We start from the raw sequence: 15,847 nt of genomic DNA, 5'->3' as shown, positions 1-15,847 counted from the left end.
GGGCTCAGTTGAGCCGGTGCCGCGCCGCCCGCGCGTCCTGCCGGACCTTGGCGGCCCCGTCCGGGTCGAAGGCGTCCAGGATCTGCGCGTACGCGTCCATCTCCGCCGAGCCGCCGAGGAAGTCCCCGGTGCGGACGAGGAGTTCGGCCCGCTCCAGCCGGAGCTGGGCGGGGTGGCGGGGCAGCAGCAGGGCGAGCTCGGTGGCCCAGAGCTGGGTCCGGGCATGCTCGGGGCGGTCGGCGGCCCAGGCCCGGATGTTGCCGAGCACGCGCAGCACGATGTCCAGCGGCTGGGCCGGGGTGAGCAGGGTGGGCGTGAACTCGTGCCCCGCGGCGGCGACCAGGTCCTCGACGTCCGCGGGGTCGAGCAGCCGCCCGCCGTGGAACGGGTCGGCCAGGATGTACTCCTCGCCGCCGGCCGGCCCGCCGACGGCGACGATGAAGTGGCCCGGCAGCGCGATGCCGTGGACGGTGAGCCCGGCCCGCCGCCCGACCGCCATCCACACCAGCGAGAGCATGATCGGCAGTCCGCGCCGCCGCCGCAGCACCTCGGGCAGCAGCGAGGACTCCAGCCGCCGGTAGTCCGCCTGCTGCCCGTGGAAGCGCTCCCGCCCGGCGAGGACGGCCGCGAGCAGGGCGGCGGTCTCCTCCGGCCCGGCGGGCGCGCGCTCGGCGACGGCCAGCCGGACGGCGCCCGCGTGCCGTTCCAGCGCGGCTTCGCAGGCGGCGAGCAGGGCGTCCACGCCCGGCGGCTCGCCGGGATCGCCCGGGTCGAGCGCCGGGCCGTGTTCGGCGGCGGCGAGCAGGCAGAGCAGCACGGGGTCGGGCTGCTCGGAGCGGGCGGCGGTCCGGAAGCGGTCTCTGCTCTGCTCGGTCACGGTGACGGCGACGGCTTTCGTACGGCGGACGGACAAGGCGACTGGCGGGCAAAACGAGTGGCGGGCAAAACGACCGGGGCGGGCAGGCCGCGAACGGGACGAACGGCGGTTCGGCTACCCCTGGGGAAGAAGGGCGTAGTGGTAAGTGTGACTGGTCGTGAAGCCGAGTCCGTCATAGAGCGCGATCGCCCCCGCGTTCTCCGCCTCGACCTGCAGGTATCCGCCGCTCGCGCCCTCCTCGGCCGCCCGCGAGGCGAGCACCGCCATGACCGCCGTCGCCAGCCCGGCCCGCCGCGCGTACGGCTGCACCTCGATCGCGCCGAAGCAGGCCCAGGGCCCCTCGATGACGCAGCGTCCGATCGCCAGCGGCGGCTGCCCGGGCGCCCCCGGCACGGTGGCGAACCAGAGCGACGGTCCGCCGTGCAGCACCTGCCGCGCCGCCTCCTCGACCGCCGGGTCCTCGCCCACCCGCCGGTACAGCGACAGCCACGCGTCGTCCGCCGTCCGTGACAGCCGCACCCGGTCGTGCCCGCCGCCCGCGCGGGCGAGCCCGGCGAGCGGGGCGGTGCGGACCAGGGTGGGCGCGTACCCGGCGCCCAGCCGGTCGAGTTCCGCCCGCAGGTCCTTCGGCGACCCCGGGGTGATCACCTCGACGTACGAGGGCAGCCCGCGGTCCGCGTACCAGGCGCGGACGGTTGCCAGGGCCTCCGGCAGCGGCAGCCCCGGGTCCCCGAGCGCCTGGACGGAGTTGGCCCGCCGGGTGAACCCGGCCGAGGCGCGCAGCGTCCACTCGCCCAGCGGCTCCTGCTCGACGGCGGGCCAGCCGCGGCCCGCGATCCGCTGCACTTCGACCGGCGAGGTGACCGGCAGCGGAGCGCGCCGGGCGGGAAACGGCGGCACGACCTTGCCTGCGACCAGCAGCTTCTCCGGCAAGAAGACCGGATCCCCGGATCGCGGCTCGATCGTCAACCCATGGTCGTCCCACGATGTGAGCACGCCGATCGAATCCCGGAACACCGGCCGGTCGTCCACGAACTCGGAGAGGCGTCGGACGGACACGCGTCGTCCCACGTCAGAGCGATCTATCCGGACCTCTGGCCGGTCGTCAACCGGGTTGCCCGTCGCCATGTGGCCACCTCCTGTGCATTTGCGGTCTCCGACCCGCGATACTAGGGGCGGGCATCGACGACGCCGCGCTCACCGCGCACGCGAGCAGAACAGAACGGGCCACCAGGCCCTTCCGAGGAGGAACGACAGCGTGACTTACGTCATCGCGCAGCCTTGTGTCGACGTGAAGGACAAGGCGTGCATCGAAGAGTGCCCGGTTGACTGCATCTACGAGGGCGAGCGATCGCTCTACATCCACCCGGATGAGTGTGTCGACTGTGGCGCATGCGAGCCGGTCTGCCCGGTCGAGGCGATTTTCTACGAGGACGACACTCCGGAGGAGTGGAAGGACTACTACAAGGCGAACGTCGAGTTCTTCGACGACCTGGGCTCGCCCGGTGGCGCCTCGAAGCTGGGCCTGATCGAGCGCGACCACCCGTTCATCGCCGCTCTGCCGCCGCAGAACGCCGACCACTGACGATCGGTGGCATCGAAGCTGTGAACAACGACAGCACGCGCGCGCCGTTCCCGGGCCACCCGGGGGCGGCGCGCCGCGTTTCGGAACTCCTGCCGGTCTTCCCCTGGGACAAGCTGGAGCCGTACAAGGCGACCGCCCTGGCCCACCCGGGCGGCCTCTGCGACTTCTCCGTCGGCACCCCGGTGGACCCGGTTCCCGAGGTGATCCAGAAGGCGCTGGCCGCGCACACCGACACGCCCGGCTACCCGACCGTCTGGGGCCCGCTGGAGCTGCGCGAGGCGATCGCCGGCTGGCTGCACCGCCGCCTCGGCGCCGAGATCGGCCCGCAGGCCGTCCTGCCGACCGTCGGATCCAAGGAACTGGTGGCCTGGCTGCCGACCCAGCTCGGCCTCGGCCCCGGCGACCAGGTCGCCTACCCGCGCCTGGCCTACCCGACGTACGAGGTGGGCGCGCGGCTGTGCGGCGCCGAGCCGGTCGAGTACGACTCGGTGGACGAGCTGGACAGCTCCCGGGTGCGCCTGCTGTGGGTGAACTCGCCGTCCAACCCGACCGGCCGGGTGCTGGACGCGGACGAACTGCGCCGCGCCGTCGAGTGGGCCCGCGAGCACCGGGCGCTGCTGGTCAGCGACGAGTGCTACTTCGAGCTGGGCTGGGAGGCCGAGCCGGTCTCCGTCCTGCACCCGGAGGTGTGCGGCGGCGGCCACGAGGGCCTGCTGGCCGTCCACTCGCTCTCCAAGCGCTCCAACCTGGCCGGCTACCGCGCCTCCTTCGTCGCGGGCGACCCAGTGGTGGTCAGGGAGCTGCTGGAGGTGCGCAAGCACGGCGGCATGATCGTGCCCGCCCCGGTCCAGGCCGCGACCGTCGCCGCGCTTGCGGACGACGCGCACGTGGCCGAGCAGCGGGAGCGGTACGCGGCCCGGCGCTCGGCGCTGCGGGCGGCGCTGGAGGCGTACGGCTTCCGGATCGAGCACTCCGAGGCGAGCCTCTACCTGTGGGCGACCCAGGACCGTCCGTGCTGGGAGACCGTGGCCGAACTGGCCGGGCTGGGCATCCTGGTGGCGCCCGGCGACTTCTACGGTCCGGCCGGCGAGCGCTTCGTCCGGGTCGCGTTCACCGCGACCGACGAGCGGGTCGCCGCGGCCGTGGAGCGGCTGAACGCGGCGCGCTGAACGCGGCGTGCTGAGAACAGTGCGCTGGGCGAGGCGCGTGCCGCACGCCGAAGGGGCCGGTGTTCCGAGCGGAACACCGGCCCCTTCGTCATGCCGACTGCGGCACGCGGACTACAGCGGCAGGCCGCTGATGTTGCCGCCGTTCACGCCGTTCAGCAGCCCGCCGACCGGGCCGAGCGCGCCGGTCAGGCCGGACAGCGGGTTGTTCGGGCCGAGGTCGGCGCCGCCGAGGCGGTTGGCCGAACCGTGCTCGGCCAGGCCCAGGACGTCGGTGCCGGGCAGGTCGGCCGGCAGGGCGTGCTCGACCGAGCCGAGCGGCAGCGCGCGCTCCACCGAGCCCAGCGGCAGGGCGTCGGTGACGGCGTTGGTGCCGGGGACGGCACCGGAGAGCTTGTCGGCGCCCGGCAGGGCCTGGGCGACGGCGCCCGCCTGGGCGAGCCCGCCGACCGGGCCGGCGTCCGCGTTGGCGCTGCGGGTGCCCATGCCCTTGCCGGTGACGGCCTCGCCGAGCTTGCCGGCCAGCGCCGAGGCGACCTTCGGGGTGACGGCAAAGAGCTGGCCGGTGGTGGCGGCGGTCTGGTCGACCGGCGCGGTCAGCGAGCCGGCCTTCTCGTTCGCCTCGGGGAGCTGGTGGGCGACGATGCTGCCGGCGGCGTCGGCGGAGGCCGGTACGCCGGCGGCGACGGTGGCCGCGCCGGTGGTGCCGGCGGCCTGGCCGAGCTGGTGGGTGGTGTGCTGGAGGGTGGAACCGGTGTCGGTGTTGGTCAGCTGGCCCAGCGGCGCCGCGAGGTCGCTCTTGGGCAGCAGGGCGTCCCCGCCCAGGGCGGACGCGGAGCCGGCCGCGACCAGCGGGGTCGCTCCGGCCGCCACGACGAGCGCGGCCTGAGCGATCCGGCGCGTGAGGGGGTGAGACATGGGGCTCCTCGAAGGGGTCTGGGTCCGTCCCGTCCGCCCCTGGGACCGGGCGTGGACGACCGGGCGGACGACGTTGTTACCGCTTGAGAAGCCAGAAGGTTTCGGCCGGTGCAAGAAAAGCTCCTGACCGACCATCGGATCGTAAGACTGCAGCAGTGGCGCACACCGGGCCTCGCCCGACAGCGCTGCACCGGTCCAGGCCAAGGGGAGTGACGGTTCTCCAACAGGGGTCGCCGAACGGGCGGCGGGTCCAGCGAAGTTGACCGGAATCACCCGTCTGGCGGCAACCCGAACGTGAGTGCGTCAGCCCTTGGCGGACGGCGCCAGAGTGACCTGGACGAGCTTGGTCGAGGTACCCGACGGCTGCGGCTGCCAGCCGTCCCCCGACTTGGACTTGCGCCAGATCTTCCCGTCGTAGGCGACCGTCGCGATGCCCAGCTGCTGGGCCTGGGCGACCGCCCAGTGGGCCACCTCCCAGCCGCTGGCCCGCTCGGCGCTCACCCCGCCGTCCGCGCCGGCGTCCGACGAGGACGTCAGCGCGGCGGTGGCCGGGTCCGGGGTCAGCGCCACCGCGTTCTCGGCGCCCTTGATGGTCGAGGCGTAGCCGGTGGCCGGCGTGACGGTACGGCCGAACTCCCGGCGCACCCGGTCGGACAGCACCTGCGCCCGGTCCGGCACCGCGACCGGGGTGGCGGAGGCGCCCGCCGTGGGGGACGGGGAGTCCGCCGGGTCCGGAGCGGCGTAGTCGTGCACGATGCAGGAGAACGAGGCGGGCTCCCGGCCCGCCAGCGCCGAGGTGAGCAGGGTCGCCTTGGTCTCGTGCTTGGCGTAGGCCTGCGGATACCCGCTCTTCTGCACAGCCTGCGCGGCGTCGGTCAGCGGCAGCCGGGTGTAACCGGGGACCTTGACCAGGCCGTCCAGGAACTTGTTCGTCGCGTACACCGGGTCCGCGATCTGCGCCGGGGTGCCCCAGCCCATCGACGGCCGCTGCTGGAAGAGGCCGATCGAGTCCCGGTCGCCGCCCTCGAGGTTGCGCAGCTTGGACTCCTGCATGGCGGTCGCCAACGAGATCGCGGTGGCCCGGTCCGGCAGCCCGCGCGAGCGCGCCACCGCCGCGATCGTCGCCGCGTTGGCGGCCTGCGGCAGCTCCAGGGTGCCGTTGCCGGCCGCGGTCTTCACCGTGCAGCCCTCGGTCTCGCCCGGCTTGAAGCCGAACCACCAGATGCCGACCACGGCCAGACCCGCGACCAGCGCGAGACCGAGCAGCCCGACGATCACCATCAGCAGCGCGCGCAGCGGCCCGCGGCGGCGGGCGGGCGCCGTCTCGTCGCCCAGCTGCTCGCTGCTCCTTCTCCTGGCCACCGTCGCCCCTCTCGCGCCTGCTTCTTGATCCGACACCGTACCCACTCGGACGGATGTGCGGCGCCCCCCGGTTGCCGGACGAGGGTTGAACCGTGTCACGGAACGACCACGGAGGGCACATCCGGCGCGGACTAGGCTGGCGCCATGAGCAGCCCGAACCCGACGCCCCTGGACCTCACTCTCGACGGCGGCGCGCTGACCGCCAGGCTCGTCGACTTCCCCTCGGTGAGCGGCGACGAGCAGGCGCTCGCCGACGCCGTGGAGGCCGCCCTGCGCGGCTACCCGTACCTCACCGTGGACCGGTACGGCAACAACGTGGTCGCCCGGACGAACCTGGGCCGTGCCGAGCGGGTCCTCCTGGCCGGCCACCTGGACACTGTGCCGATCGCCGACAACCTGCCGTCGTACGTCGAGGGCGACCTGCTCTACGGCTGCGGCACCTCGGACATGAAGTCCGGCGTGGCCGTCCAGCTGCGGCTCGCCGCCACCCTGCCCGAGCCCAACCGCGACCTCACCTTCGTGTTCTACGACTGCGAGGAGGTGGAGGCCCACCGCAACGGCCTCGGCCACCTCGCCAAGGAGCGCCCGGACTGGCTGGCCGCCGACTTCGCGGTGCTGATGGAGCCCAGCGGCGCCATGGTCGAGGGCGGCTGCCAGGGCACCCTGCGGGCGCAGGTCCGGCTGACCGGTGTGCGCGCCCACGCGGCCCGCAGCTGGCTCGGCGACAACGCCATCCACCACGCCGCCGAGGTGCTTACCCGGCTCGCGCAGTACCGGCCGCGCCGGGTGGAGATCGACGGCCTGGAGTACCGCGAGGGCCTGAACGCGGTCCGGATCGACGGCGGTGTGGCCGGCAACGTGATCCCGGACGAGTGTGTCGTCACGGTCAACTTCCGCTACGCGCCGGACCGCAGCGAGGCGGAGGCGGAGAAGCACGTGCGCGAGGTCTTCGACGGCTTCGAGCTGACCGTCACCGACTTCGCCCCGGGGGCCCTGCCCGGCCTCTCCCAGCCGGCCGCGCAGGCCTTCCTGGCGGCCACCGGCGGCCAGGCCCGGGCCAAGTTCGGCTGGACGGACGTCGCTCGGTTCAGCGCGCTGGGCGTCCCGGCGGTCAACTACGGCCCCGGCGACCCGAACCTCGCGCACAAGCGGGAGGAGCACTGCTCGCTGAGCGCCATCGCGGAGACCGAGGAGCGGCTGCGGGCCTGGCTGACCAGCTGAGCGCCCCGCTCACCGGCAGAGCCTCGGCGCCGGGCAGCTGATCCGATCAGCGGTCGAACGCTACCTTCCGGTTGCCCAACCGACCTTCCCCCGTTGCCTGAAAACGGGGGAAGGCGGGCGTAGGGTTTCGTCATGACAGGCACAGGAGACGAAAAGCAGTACGGGCACGGCCCCGAGCAGGTCGGCGTGCCTCGGAAGAAGAAGGCCTGGCCCGAGAAGCAGAAGGGCCCGGTGCTGGTGCGCCGGGACCAGGTCGGTACGAGCACCACGGACCAGCGCCTGCTGGACACCACCGGCCCCACCGACTGGCTGCACACCGACCCGTGGCGGGTGCTGCGGATCACCTCCGAGTTCGTCGAGGGCTTCGGCGCCCTCGCCGAACTCCCGCCCGCGATCAGCGTCTTCGGCTCCGCCCGGACCCCGGCCGACTCGCCCGAGTACGAGGCCGGCATGGCCATCGGCCGGGCCCTCGCCGAGGCCGGCTACGCGGTGATCACCGGCGGCGGCCCGGGCGCGATGGAGGCCGCCAACCGCGGCGCCTCCGAGGCCGGCGGCCTCAGCGTCGGGCTCGGCATCGAGCTGCCCTTCGAGCAGGGCCTCAACGAGTTCGTCGACCTCGGGCTGAACTTCCGTTACTTCTTCGTCCGCAAGACGATGTTCGTGAAGTACGCGCAGGGCTTCGTGGTCCTGCCCGGCGGCCTCGGCACCCTGGACGAGCTGTTCGAGGCGCTCACCCTGGTGCAGACGAAGAAGGTCACCCGCTTCCCGGTGATCCTCTACGGCACCGCGTACTGGGGCGGCCTCTTCGAGTGGCTGAAGAACACCCTGGTCGCGCAGGGCAAGGCGGCCCCGCACGACCTGGAGCTGTTCCACATCACCGACGAGGTCGACGAGGTCATGAAGATCCTCGCCGATGCCCGTCGGCCCGCCAACGAGATCTAGCGCGAGCCAGCCGAAGGGGCACCGGGTTCCGAGCGTCCCGGAGGCGAGCCGGGCGCCGGCAAGGAGGCCTAGGCCAGCCCCCGGCGGGCGACCGCCGGGGGGCGGGTGCCCCGGATCGAGGCGACCATGTCCAGCACCTGGCGGGTCTCCGCGACCTGGTGCACGCGGTAGATCCGCGCGCCCAGCCAGGCCGAGACCGCCGTGGTCGCCAGGGTGCCCAGCAGCCGCTCGTTCACCGGCCGGTCCAGGGTCTCGCCGACGAAGTCCTTGTTGGAGAGCGAGACCAGCACCGGGAAGCCGGTCGCGGTCATCTCGGGCAGCCGCCGGGTGGCCTCCAGCGAGTGTCGGGTGTTCTTGCCGAAGTCGTGGCCCGGGTCGATGATCACCGCGTCCCGCCGCACGCCCAGCTCCACCGCGCGCTCGGCCAGCCCCACGGTCACCCGCAGGATGTCCGCCATCACGTCCTCGTACCCGGTCCGGTGCGGACGGGTGCGCGGCTCGGCGCCGCCCGCGTGGGTGCAGACCAGCCCGACGTCGTGGCGGGCGGCCACCTCGGCGAGTTTCGGGTCCACTCCGCCCCAGGCGTCGTTCAGCAGGTCCGCGCCCACCTCGCAGACCGCCTCGCCGACCTCGTGCCGCCAGGTGTCCACGCTGATCACCGCGTCGGGGTGGCGCTTGCGCAGCTCGGCCACGAAGGGCACGGTGCGCCGTAGCTCCTCCTCGACCGTGACCTCGTCGCCCGGCCCGGCCTTGACCCCGCCGATGTCCAGGATCGCCGCGCCCTCGGCCATCGCGCGGTCTGCGGCGGCGAACGCGGCCTCGTCGGCGAAGGTCGCGCCCTTGTCGAAGAACGAGTCCGGCGTCCGGTTGACGATCGCCATGATCACCAGTTCGTCGTCACCGAATTCCCGCGGTCCCAGGCGCAGTGCCACCGATGTCTCCTCCTGAGCTCCTGCGGGTGCGATGATGGCCCCCGGCCTCACTAAGGGACCATGCTGTCATGATCAGTCTGGTTCCCTGGCACCTCGACGAAGGCCGACCGGGAGTTCGGGAGGACAGCTCGTGTTCTGGGTGATCGTGGTCGCCATGGCCGTGGTGGTCGGCGGCGCCGCCCTGGTGGCGCTCGGCGGGGGCGGCTCGATGCCGGAGGCGGTACCTGACCGCATCTCCGCACGGCTCCCGCAGGACCGGCCGCTGGGCAAGGCGGACGTGGACGAGCTGCGCCTGCCGATGGCGCTGCGCGGCTACCGGATGGACGAGGTGGACGACGTCCTGGACCGACTCGGCGCCGAACTCGCCTACCGCGACGCGCGGATCGCCGAGCTGGAGGCCGCCGCCCATCTGCGGGGCGCGGTCGAGGCGACCCACGGCCCCGACCCGGCGGCCGAACCGCTGCCCGGCCTGGAGCAGTTCGCCACGGTCGTCGAGCCGGCCGTCGCCCTCACCAAGCCGCCGGCCGCGGAGCCGGCCCCCGCCCCCGAGGACGCGAAGCCGGTGCAGGACCAGTGACCGAGCCGGTCGACGGCGCGGTGCTCGGCGCGGACGGGCTGCGCCGCTGCGCCTGGGGTGACTCCACCGACGACTACCGGGTCTACCACGACACCGAGTGGGGCCGTCCGGTGCACGGCGACGACGCCCTGTTCGAGCGGGTCTGCCTGGAGGCCTTCCAGTCCGGCCTGTCCTGGCTGACCATCCTGCGCCGCCGCGAGGGCTTCCGGGCCGCCTTCGCCGGGTTCGAGATCGCCAGGGTCGCCGAGTTCGGCGAGGCCGACCGGGAGCGGCTGCTCGCCGACACGGGCATCATCCGCAACGGGGCCAAGATCGACGCGGCGATCGCCAACGCGCGGGTCGCCCGCGACCTGGAGGGCGGTCTCGACTCGTTGATCTGGGGGTTCGCCCCGGACCCGGCCCGGCCGGCCCCCCGCCGGATGGGCGAGGTGCCGGCCGTCACGCCCGAGTCGACGGCGCTGGCGAAGGCGCTGAAGAAGGCGGGCTTCCGCTTCGTCGGCCCGACCACCGCCTACGCCCTGATGCAGGCCTGCGGCCTGGTGGACGACCACCTGGCGGACTGCCACGTCCGCACCGGGGCGAAGGGCTGAGCCGAGGCCCTAGCGGCCCACGTACTTCGGCTTCTCCTTGGAGATGAAGGCGCGCACCGCGATCCGGTGGTCCTCGCTCTCGCCGGCCAGCGTCTGCAGCTCGTCCTCCTTGTCGAGGAGTTCGGACAGCGAGTGCGAAGCGCCGTACGCCAGCGACTCCTTGATGGCGCCGTACGCGACCGTCGGGCCCTCGGCCAGCTCGCGGGCGAAGACCCGTGCGGTGGCGGCGAGTTCCTCGGCCGGCACCACCTTGGTGGCCAGGCCCAGCTCCATCGCCTCGGCGGCCTTCACCGTCCGGGGCAGCATCAGCAGCTCGGTGGCCTTGGCGTGCCCGACCAGGCGGGGCAGCGTCCAGGACGCGCCCGAGTCGGCGGTCAGGCCGATCCCGGCGAAGGCGGTGTTGAAGCCGGCCCGGTCGGACATGATCCGGAAGTCGCAGGCGAAGGCGAGCGAGGCGCCCGCGCCGGCGGCCACCCCGCCGACCGCGGCCACGGTCGGCTTGCGCATCCCGGCCAGCGCCCGGGTCAGCGGGTTGTAGTGCTCGGCGACGGTGCGCAGCGCGCCCTCACCGGTCTCCTCGGCCCGCTTCAGCAGCGTCAGGTGCTCGTTGAGGTCCTGCCCGACGCAGAACGCGCGCTCGCCCGCTCCGGTCAGCAGTACGGCCCGCACCGCCGGGTCCTCGGCCGCGGCGACCACGGTGTCGCGCAGCGCGACCTTGGTGGCGACGTCGAGGGCGTTCATCGCCTCCGGACGGTTGATGGTGATGACGGCCAGGCCGCCGTCCAGCTCGTACAGCACGGAATCGGGCATGGGGAGGGCTCCCTGGATGATCGTCGTGGTGTCGGTGTCGTGTGCCAGGATGCCGGAGCACGCGGTCGCCTGGGGAGTGTGAGGTATCGCACCTTCCGGTGGCGCCCGCACTGCCGCCACGCCGGGGCTTATGACGTGAATTGCGGCGGTTGGGGGCGGTCCGGCCGAGGTTGCACCGAGAGTGATGTTGGTCATCAGCCCGTGGCATGCGGGATAATGGCTTCCGATCAATGCGTTCGATACCGGCGGTGGACGGACTGCCGGTGCGTAGCTGAGCGGTTGCAGGAAGGGGAACGAGCATGGCGGCCATGAAGCCGCGGACGGGTGACGGCCCGCTCGAAGTCACCAAAGAGGGGCGGGGCATCATCATGCGCGTTCCGCTCGAAGGCGGCGGACGCCTTGTGGTGGAGCTCACGCCTGACGAGGCCGACGCCCTCGGCGAGGCCCTGAAGAAGGCCTGCGGCTGACCGCAGCGGGTGCTCGCCATCTCCTGGAGATGCACTGCCGGGCCCGGGTACGACGTCATGTCGGCCCGGGTCCGCGCGTTTTCCGGCCGTAGCCGGGAGTCCGTTAGCCGTGAGTCCGAGGACGGCAGTCCGAAGACGCCCCCGGCACGGCCCCGGCGCACGGCCCTAGCGTTTGACGGCGCAGAGCAGCCCGTCCGAGACCGGCAGCAGCGCGGGCAGTAGGGCCTCGCTCTCCCGGACGTCCCGGACCAGGTCCCGTACGGCGCCGGTCTGCGGGTCCTGTTGCTCCGGCTCGGCCAGCCGGCCCTCCTGGAACACCCCTTCGAAGCAGACCATCCCGCCCGGCCGCAGCAGCCGCAGCGACTCCAGAAGGTACTCGCGGGACTCGGCCGGATCGCCGTCGCAGAACACCAGGTCGTACTGGCCGTCGGCGAGCCTGGGCAGGACATCCAGGGCCCGGCCCGGTATGAACCGGGAGCGGTTGGCCGCGAAGCCGGCCGCCTGGTAGGCCTCACGGGCCAGCTGCTGGCGCACCGGTTCCGAGTCGACGGTGGTGAGCACGCCGTCCGGCCGCATCCCGCGCAGCAGGTAGACCCCGGAGACCCCGGTGCCGGTGCCGATCTCGGCCACCGCCTTGGCGTCCAGCGCGGCGGCCAGCAGCCGCAGGCACGCCCCGCCGCTCGGCCCGATCGCGCGGATGCCGGTTCGCGCGGACTGCGCCCGGGCGTAGGTCAGCACCGGGTCCTCGCCCACGTAGGTGTCGGCGAGGGCCGCGTGCGCGGGCCCGAACTCGCTGATGGCTGCCTCTTTCGGAGCCCCGGGTGGCGGCCCGGTGCCGGGGGATGTCGATATTTCCTGCCACAGGTTACTGGCCGACCGGGAACCGCGTACGGCGGCGGGCCGTTGTCATGTCGGACCGGGTGCGAGAGACCTCCCGGGCACTTTTATCCGGGCTTGACGGGTGAGGTGGATATGGTGGTGGCCCTGCTGGGCAGAAGAGCCGACCGAGGAGGTGTGGCCGAGGGCGACGTCCCCGTGCGGCGGCACTCCCGCGGCACCGCGTCAGCCCGTACGCCGAAGCCCGTGATGAACCAGCCTGCGCACTCCGATCTGGACCAGCCCGCCGCCGTGACGTCGGCCGCCGGTACCACCGAGGCTCCCGCCCTCGCGACCTTCACCGAGGGCCCCGACGCGCAGACCTGGACTCCGCCCAGCTGGGAGGAGATCGTCGAGGCGCACAGCGCCCGCGTCTACCGGCTCGCCTACCGCTTGACGGGCAATCAGCACGACGCCGAGGACCTGACCCAGGAGGTCTTCGTCCGGGTGTTCCGTTCGCTGTCGACCTACACCCCCGGCACGTTCGAGGGCTGGCTGCACCGGATCACCACCAACCTGTTCCTGGACATGGTCCGCCGCCGCCAGCGCATCCGCTTCGACGCGCTCGGCGAGGACGCGGCCGAGCGGCTCCCCTCCCGGGAGCCCAGCCCGGCCCAGCACTTCAGCGACACGCACTTCGACGCCGACGTGCAGCAGGCCCTTGACACCCTCGCCCCGGAGTTCCGCGCGGCCGTGGTGCTCTGCGACATCGAGGGCCTGTCGTACGAGGAGATCGCCGCCACGCTGGGCGTCAAGCTCGGCACCGTCCGCAGCCGCATCCACCGCGGCCGCTCGCACCTGCGCGCCGCGCTCAAGCACCGCGCCCCCGGCCAGGTCCCCGGCCGTGAGCGCCGCGGTGGCTCGGAGGAGCCGGTGCCGGTCGGCGTCGGCGTCGGCGCGGTCGAGGCCGCGGTCGCGCCCGGTGGGCGCGGACGGAGGCGATCGTGAGCGGAACCGGCCGGTCAGGCTCGGACCGCTCGGACCCGTCCGGCCGGTCCCTGTCCCGGCGCGGCTGGGCCCTGCCGGGCCGTCGCGGTACCGACGAACCCGGTGAGCCCGTGCTCCCCGCGCTGGCGCTGCCCGCCGACACGGCACTGCACGCGCTGCCCGTACGGCCCGCCGAACCCGCCGCCGAGGAGCACCACCTCGGGGACCGCCTCTCCGCCTTCCTGGACGGCGAACTCGGCCACGACTCGCGCGAGCGCGTCCAGGCGCACCTGGCGACCTGCCCGCAGTGCCTCGCCGAGGCCGACGAGGGCCGCTCCGTCAAGCACCTGCTGACCCGCACCGGCACGCCCGGCCCGTCCTCCGCGCTGATGGCCCGGCTGATGGCCGTCGGCAACCTCCCCGAGGACGGCCCGGCGGACGGCGACTGGCCGCCCGGGCGCGGGCGCCACGACGACGACCTGCCCGGCGGCGGGGTCGCCGCCACCGGCACGCTCGGCGGCAGCCGGCTCACCGGCGGTTCCTTCGGCCGCGGCGCCGGGGCCTCCTTCGGCACGGGCGCGCTCGGCGCCGACACCCCGGTGCCCGGCGTCGACCCGCGGGCCTTCGGGCGCGGCACGGTGCTGGGGCCGCTGATGGGCCGGCGCTCCGCCCGCCCCGAGCCCGCCGCCGGACCGGACCGCGCGGTCCGTCCGCAGTCGACCGCGGCCGCCGTCCGGTCCGCCGCGCGCGGGCGCCGGCTGGTCTTCGCGGCCGCGGGCGCCTTCTCCGTCGCCGCGGTCACGCTCGGTGGCGTCGGCGGGCTCTCCCCGCAGGGCGAGGACCGCCACGGCACGACCGTCAGCCCGGCCGGCGGCAACGCCGGCACCGGTCGCGGCGGCGGGCTCGTCCCGATGAACGCACAGGTTCAGGTGGACTACCCGGGCCGCCCGGCCGCCGCGACCCGTGAGGCGTCCCCGCCGTCCGCCCCGGAGCGCTACCCCGGCGGCGTCGCCGCGCTGCGCCAGCAGACCCGCTAGGGCGTTCCTGGACGGCCCCTGGCGTCGGGGTCCCGAGGCGTTCGGCCACCGGCAGGTCTTTACCACGGCTTCATCGCAGCGTGGGCCAGGGACTCGCCGGTGGCCATTACCCTGTAGGAACCGTCGTCCGGCGAGCTAGGGAGCAAAGGTGTTCAGCGATGTAGGCGGGCTGGAGATCCTGACCCTGATCGTGATGGCGATCATCATCTTCGGCCCGGACAAGCTGCCGAAGCTGATCCAGGACACCGTGGGCTTCATCCGGAAGATCCGTTCCTTCGCCGACAACGCGAAGGAGGACATCCGTAGCGAGCTCGGCCCCGAGTTCCAGGACTTCGAGTTCGAGGACCTCAACCCCAAGAACTTCGTCCGCAAGCAGCTCATGGGTGGCCAGGAGGACCCGCTGGGCCTCAAGGACATGAAGGACTCGCTGGACATCCGCTCCGTCCTGGACGACAAGCCCGCGGCGCCGGTGAACGGCCGCAGCGGCAGCGTCAGCTTCGAGAAGTCCGCCCCGGCGCCCGCCTCCGCCGGTGCCCCGTTGACGCCCGGCGAGCGGCCCCCGTTCGACCCCGACGCGACCTGACCCGCGCTCCGGTCCGACGCCCCGGCAGCACGCCACCGCCCCGCCCGGCCGCCCGGCTGAGCGGGGCGGTGGCGTGTGCGCCGCTATTGTGCTGATTGTTCCCGCTGAGCCGTCCGTCACATTCCGCGTGGTCGCGGACCAGGAACGGCCCCCGGGAACGCCGCGGTACGCCACCATGGGAGCGCGCCACGGCAGGCACACGTGCGTTTGAGGAGGCCCGGGGATGGACGCGACGAGTCAGGCGGGAGGGGCGACGGCCACGGCCGGCGGCCCGGTGGTCGGCGGACAGGCCGGCCCGGTGGACCCGCTGGTGCCCTACCTGTCCGCCGACTTCCCCTGGTACGGCCTGGACGACGGCTGGACCGGCCGGCGCTACCTGGTGCAGGCGGGCGCCGGCGCCCGCGCCACGGGCAGCGTCGACTACGGATCGCTCGGCCACGGCGACGAGCCGGCCAAGCAGTACGAGCCGCGCGACATGCGGAAGTTCGCGGCCGTGGTCACCGTCGCCCGCCGCGACAGCCGCCGCAGCGCCGACAACACCGGCACCCTGGAGGCGACCTCCGCCTCCTCCGCCGCCGGGCTGGCCGGCTCCGGCCTGCTCGCCGCGACCTGGCCCGGCCAGCTGGACCGCGCGCTGCGCCAGAACTGGCTGGACCAGCAGAGCAGCCTCGCCTGGGACCTCGCCGACGACCTGGCCGGCCCCGGCTGGTCCACCCTCAGCCTGCCGGTCAACGGCCTGCCGCAGCCCTTCCGCTACCGCGAGTCCGAGTACGGCTGGGTGCTGGCCGGGGAGGCGCCCGGCGTCCTGCTCGGCGCCTACGGCCGCGGCGTCAGCGCCTACGGCGTCGGCTTCTGCACGGTTGCGGACCTGGCCGCCTACGCCCGCCCGTAGGGCCTGCGGCCATGAACGACGAAGGGGCCGGGCGGTGCCGTTGGCACCACCCGGCCCCTTCGTCGGCTCGGCCGGCTCGGCCGGC

General features: G+C 73.8%; 18 protein-coding genes. 11 read left to right on the top strand and 7 right to left on the bottom strand.

Going from position 1 to position 15,847, the window contains the following annotated elements:
• Positions 1 to 4: 4 nt before the first annotated feature.
• Complete coding sequence (locus tag ACIBEC_RS06540; protein WP_360499952.1) at positions 5 to 877, bottom strand: transglutaminase-like domain-containing protein; 873 nt, start codon at positions 875 to 877, stop codon at positions 5 to 7.
• A 114-nt stretch (positions 878 to 991) separates the two neighbouring features.
• Positions 992 to 1,936 (bottom strand): GNAT family N-acetyltransferase, encoded by a 945-nt coding sequence (locus tag ACIBEC_RS06535; RefSeq protein WP_360499954.1) that lies wholly within the window; start codon positions 1,934 to 1,936, stop codon positions 992 to 994.
• 199 nt (positions 1,937 to 2,135) lie between these two features.
• Here ACIBEC_RS06535 and fdxA point away from each other — a divergent pair, with 199 nt between their 5' ends.
• Together fdxA and dapC are read left to right on the top strand one after the other, a co-directional pair.
• Entirely contained in the window at positions 2,136 to 2,462 is a 327-nt protein-coding gene (fdxA, locus tag ACIBEC_RS06530; protein WP_030061559.1) for a ferredoxin, read from the top strand.
• 20 nt (positions 2,463 to 2,482) lie between these two features.
• Positions 2,483 to 3,631, top strand: a complete 1,149-nt coding sequence (dapC, locus tag ACIBEC_RS06525) for a succinyldiaminopimelate transaminase (RefSeq protein ID WP_360499956.1) — start codon at positions 2,483 to 2,485, stop codon at positions 3,629 to 3,631.
• A gap of 111 nt (positions 3,632 to 3,742) precedes the next feature.
• Here dapC and ACIBEC_RS06520 read toward each other — a convergent pair whose 3' ends face one another.
• Both ACIBEC_RS06520 and ACIBEC_RS06515 read right to left on the bottom strand, forming a co-directional pair.
• Entirely contained in the window at positions 3,743 to 4,546 is an 804-nt protein-coding gene (locus tag ACIBEC_RS06520; RefSeq protein WP_360499958.1) for a hypothetical protein, read from the bottom strand.
• Positions 4,547 to 4,849: 303 nt separating this feature from the next.
• Positions 4,850 to 5,908 carry a hypothetical protein gene (locus ACIBEC_RS06515; protein WP_360499960.1) on the bottom strand — a complete coding sequence of 353 codons (1,059 nt, stop codon included), beginning with the start codon at positions 5,906 to 5,908 and terminating at the stop codon, positions 4,850 to 4,852.
• A gap of 144 nt (positions 5,909 to 6,052) precedes the next feature.
• On the opposite strand from ACIBEC_RS06515, the gene dapE reads away from it, so the two are divergent.
• Both dapE and ACIBEC_RS06505 read left to right on the top strand, forming a co-directional pair.
• Positions 6,053 to 7,129, top strand: coding sequence for a succinyl-diaminopimelate desuccinylase (dapE, locus tag ACIBEC_RS06510; protein ID WP_360499962.1), 1,077 nt, complete (start codon positions 6,053 to 6,055; stop codon positions 7,127 to 7,129).
• Positions 7,130 to 7,261: 132 nt separating this feature from the next.
• A complete protein-coding gene (locus ACIBEC_RS06505) occupies positions 7,262 to 8,071 on the top strand; it encodes a TIGR00730 family Rossman fold protein (RefSeq protein WP_360499964.1) in 810 nt (269 codons plus the stop codon).
• Positions 8,072 to 8,139: 68 nt separating this feature from the next.
• Here ACIBEC_RS06505 and folP read toward each other — a convergent pair whose 3' ends face one another.
• Positions 8,140 to 8,952, bottom strand: a complete 813-nt coding sequence (gene folP / locus ACIBEC_RS06500) for a dihydropteroate synthase (RefSeq protein ID WP_360500087.1) — start codon at positions 8,950 to 8,952, stop codon at positions 8,140 to 8,142.
• A 181-nt stretch (positions 8,953 to 9,133) separates the two neighbouring features.
• On the opposite strand from folP, the gene ACIBEC_RS06495 reads away from it, so the two are divergent.
• Positions 9,134 to 9,580, top strand: a complete 447-nt coding sequence (locus ACIBEC_RS06495) for a DivIVA domain-containing protein (protein WP_360499966.1) — start codon at positions 9,134 to 9,136, stop codon at positions 9,578 to 9,580.
• The gene (locus tag ACIBEC_RS06490; protein WP_360499968.1) at positions 9,577 to 10,170 is read left to right on the top strand and encodes a DNA-3-methyladenine glycosylase I; all 594 of its coding nucleotides are present in this window, start codon (positions 9,577 to 9,579) and stop codon (positions 10,168 to 10,170) included. The genes ACIBEC_RS06495 and ACIBEC_RS06490 overlap by 4 nt, the downstream gene beginning before the upstream one ends.
• 9 nt (positions 10,171 to 10,179) lie before the next feature.
• Here ACIBEC_RS06490 and ACIBEC_RS06485 read toward each other — a convergent pair whose 3' ends face one another.
• A complete protein-coding gene (locus ACIBEC_RS06485; RefSeq protein ID WP_360499970.1) occupies positions 10,180 to 10,980 on the bottom strand; it encodes an enoyl-CoA hydratase-related protein in 801 nt (266 codons plus the stop codon).
• A 299-nt stretch (positions 10,981 to 11,279) separates the two neighbouring features.
• Between ACIBEC_RS06485 and ACIBEC_RS06480 the strand changes: the two genes are divergently transcribed.
• Entirely contained in the window at positions 11,280 to 11,447 is a 168-nt protein-coding gene (locus tag ACIBEC_RS06480; protein ID WP_014137929.1) for a DUF3117 domain-containing protein, read from the top strand.
• A 165-nt stretch (positions 11,448 to 11,612) separates the two neighbouring features.
• Here the strand turns inward: ACIBEC_RS06480 and ACIBEC_RS06475 are convergent, their stop codons facing one another.
• The gene (locus tag ACIBEC_RS06475) at positions 11,613 to 12,245 is read right to left on the bottom strand and encodes an O-methyltransferase (RefSeq protein ID WP_360500090.1); all 633 of its coding nucleotides are present in this window, start codon (positions 12,243 to 12,245) and stop codon (positions 11,613 to 11,615) included.
• A 288-nt stretch (positions 12,246 to 12,533) separates the two neighbouring features.
• Here ACIBEC_RS06475 and sigE point away from each other — a divergent pair, with 288 nt between their 5' ends.
• The 4 genes from sigE (at position 12,534) to ACIBEC_RS06455 (ending at position 15,762) form a co-directional block, all read left to right on the top strand.
• Complete coding sequence (sigE, locus tag ACIBEC_RS06470; RefSeq protein ID WP_396287774.1) at positions 12,534 to 13,271, top strand: RNA polymerase sigma factor SigE; 738 nt, start codon at positions 12,534 to 12,536, stop codon at positions 13,269 to 13,271.
• A complete protein-coding gene (locus ACIBEC_RS06465; protein ID WP_360499972.1) occupies positions 13,268 to 14,287 on the top strand; it encodes a zf-HC2 domain-containing protein in 1,020 nt (339 codons plus the stop codon). The genes sigE and ACIBEC_RS06465 overlap by 4 nt, the downstream gene beginning before the upstream one ends.
• Before the next feature lie 148 nt (positions 14,288 to 14,435).
• Entirely contained in the window at positions 14,436 to 14,870 is a 435-nt protein-coding gene (locus tag ACIBEC_RS06460) for a sec-independent translocase (RefSeq protein WP_360499974.1), read from the top strand.
• Positions 14,871 to 15,093: 223 nt separating this feature from the next.
• A complete protein-coding gene (locus tag ACIBEC_RS06455; RefSeq protein ID WP_360499976.1) occupies positions 15,094 to 15,762 on the top strand; it encodes a hypothetical protein in 669 nt (222 codons plus the stop codon).
• Positions 15,763 to 15,847: the final 85 nt, after the last annotated feature.

Source organism: Kitasatospora sp. NPDC051164 (genome assembly GCF_044455625.1).
In the GTDB taxonomy this organism is placed as follows: Bacteria; Actinomycetota; Actinomycetes; order Streptomycetales; family Streptomycetaceae; genus Kitasatospora.
This window is presented reverse-complemented; position numbering and strand designations above follow the sequence as displayed.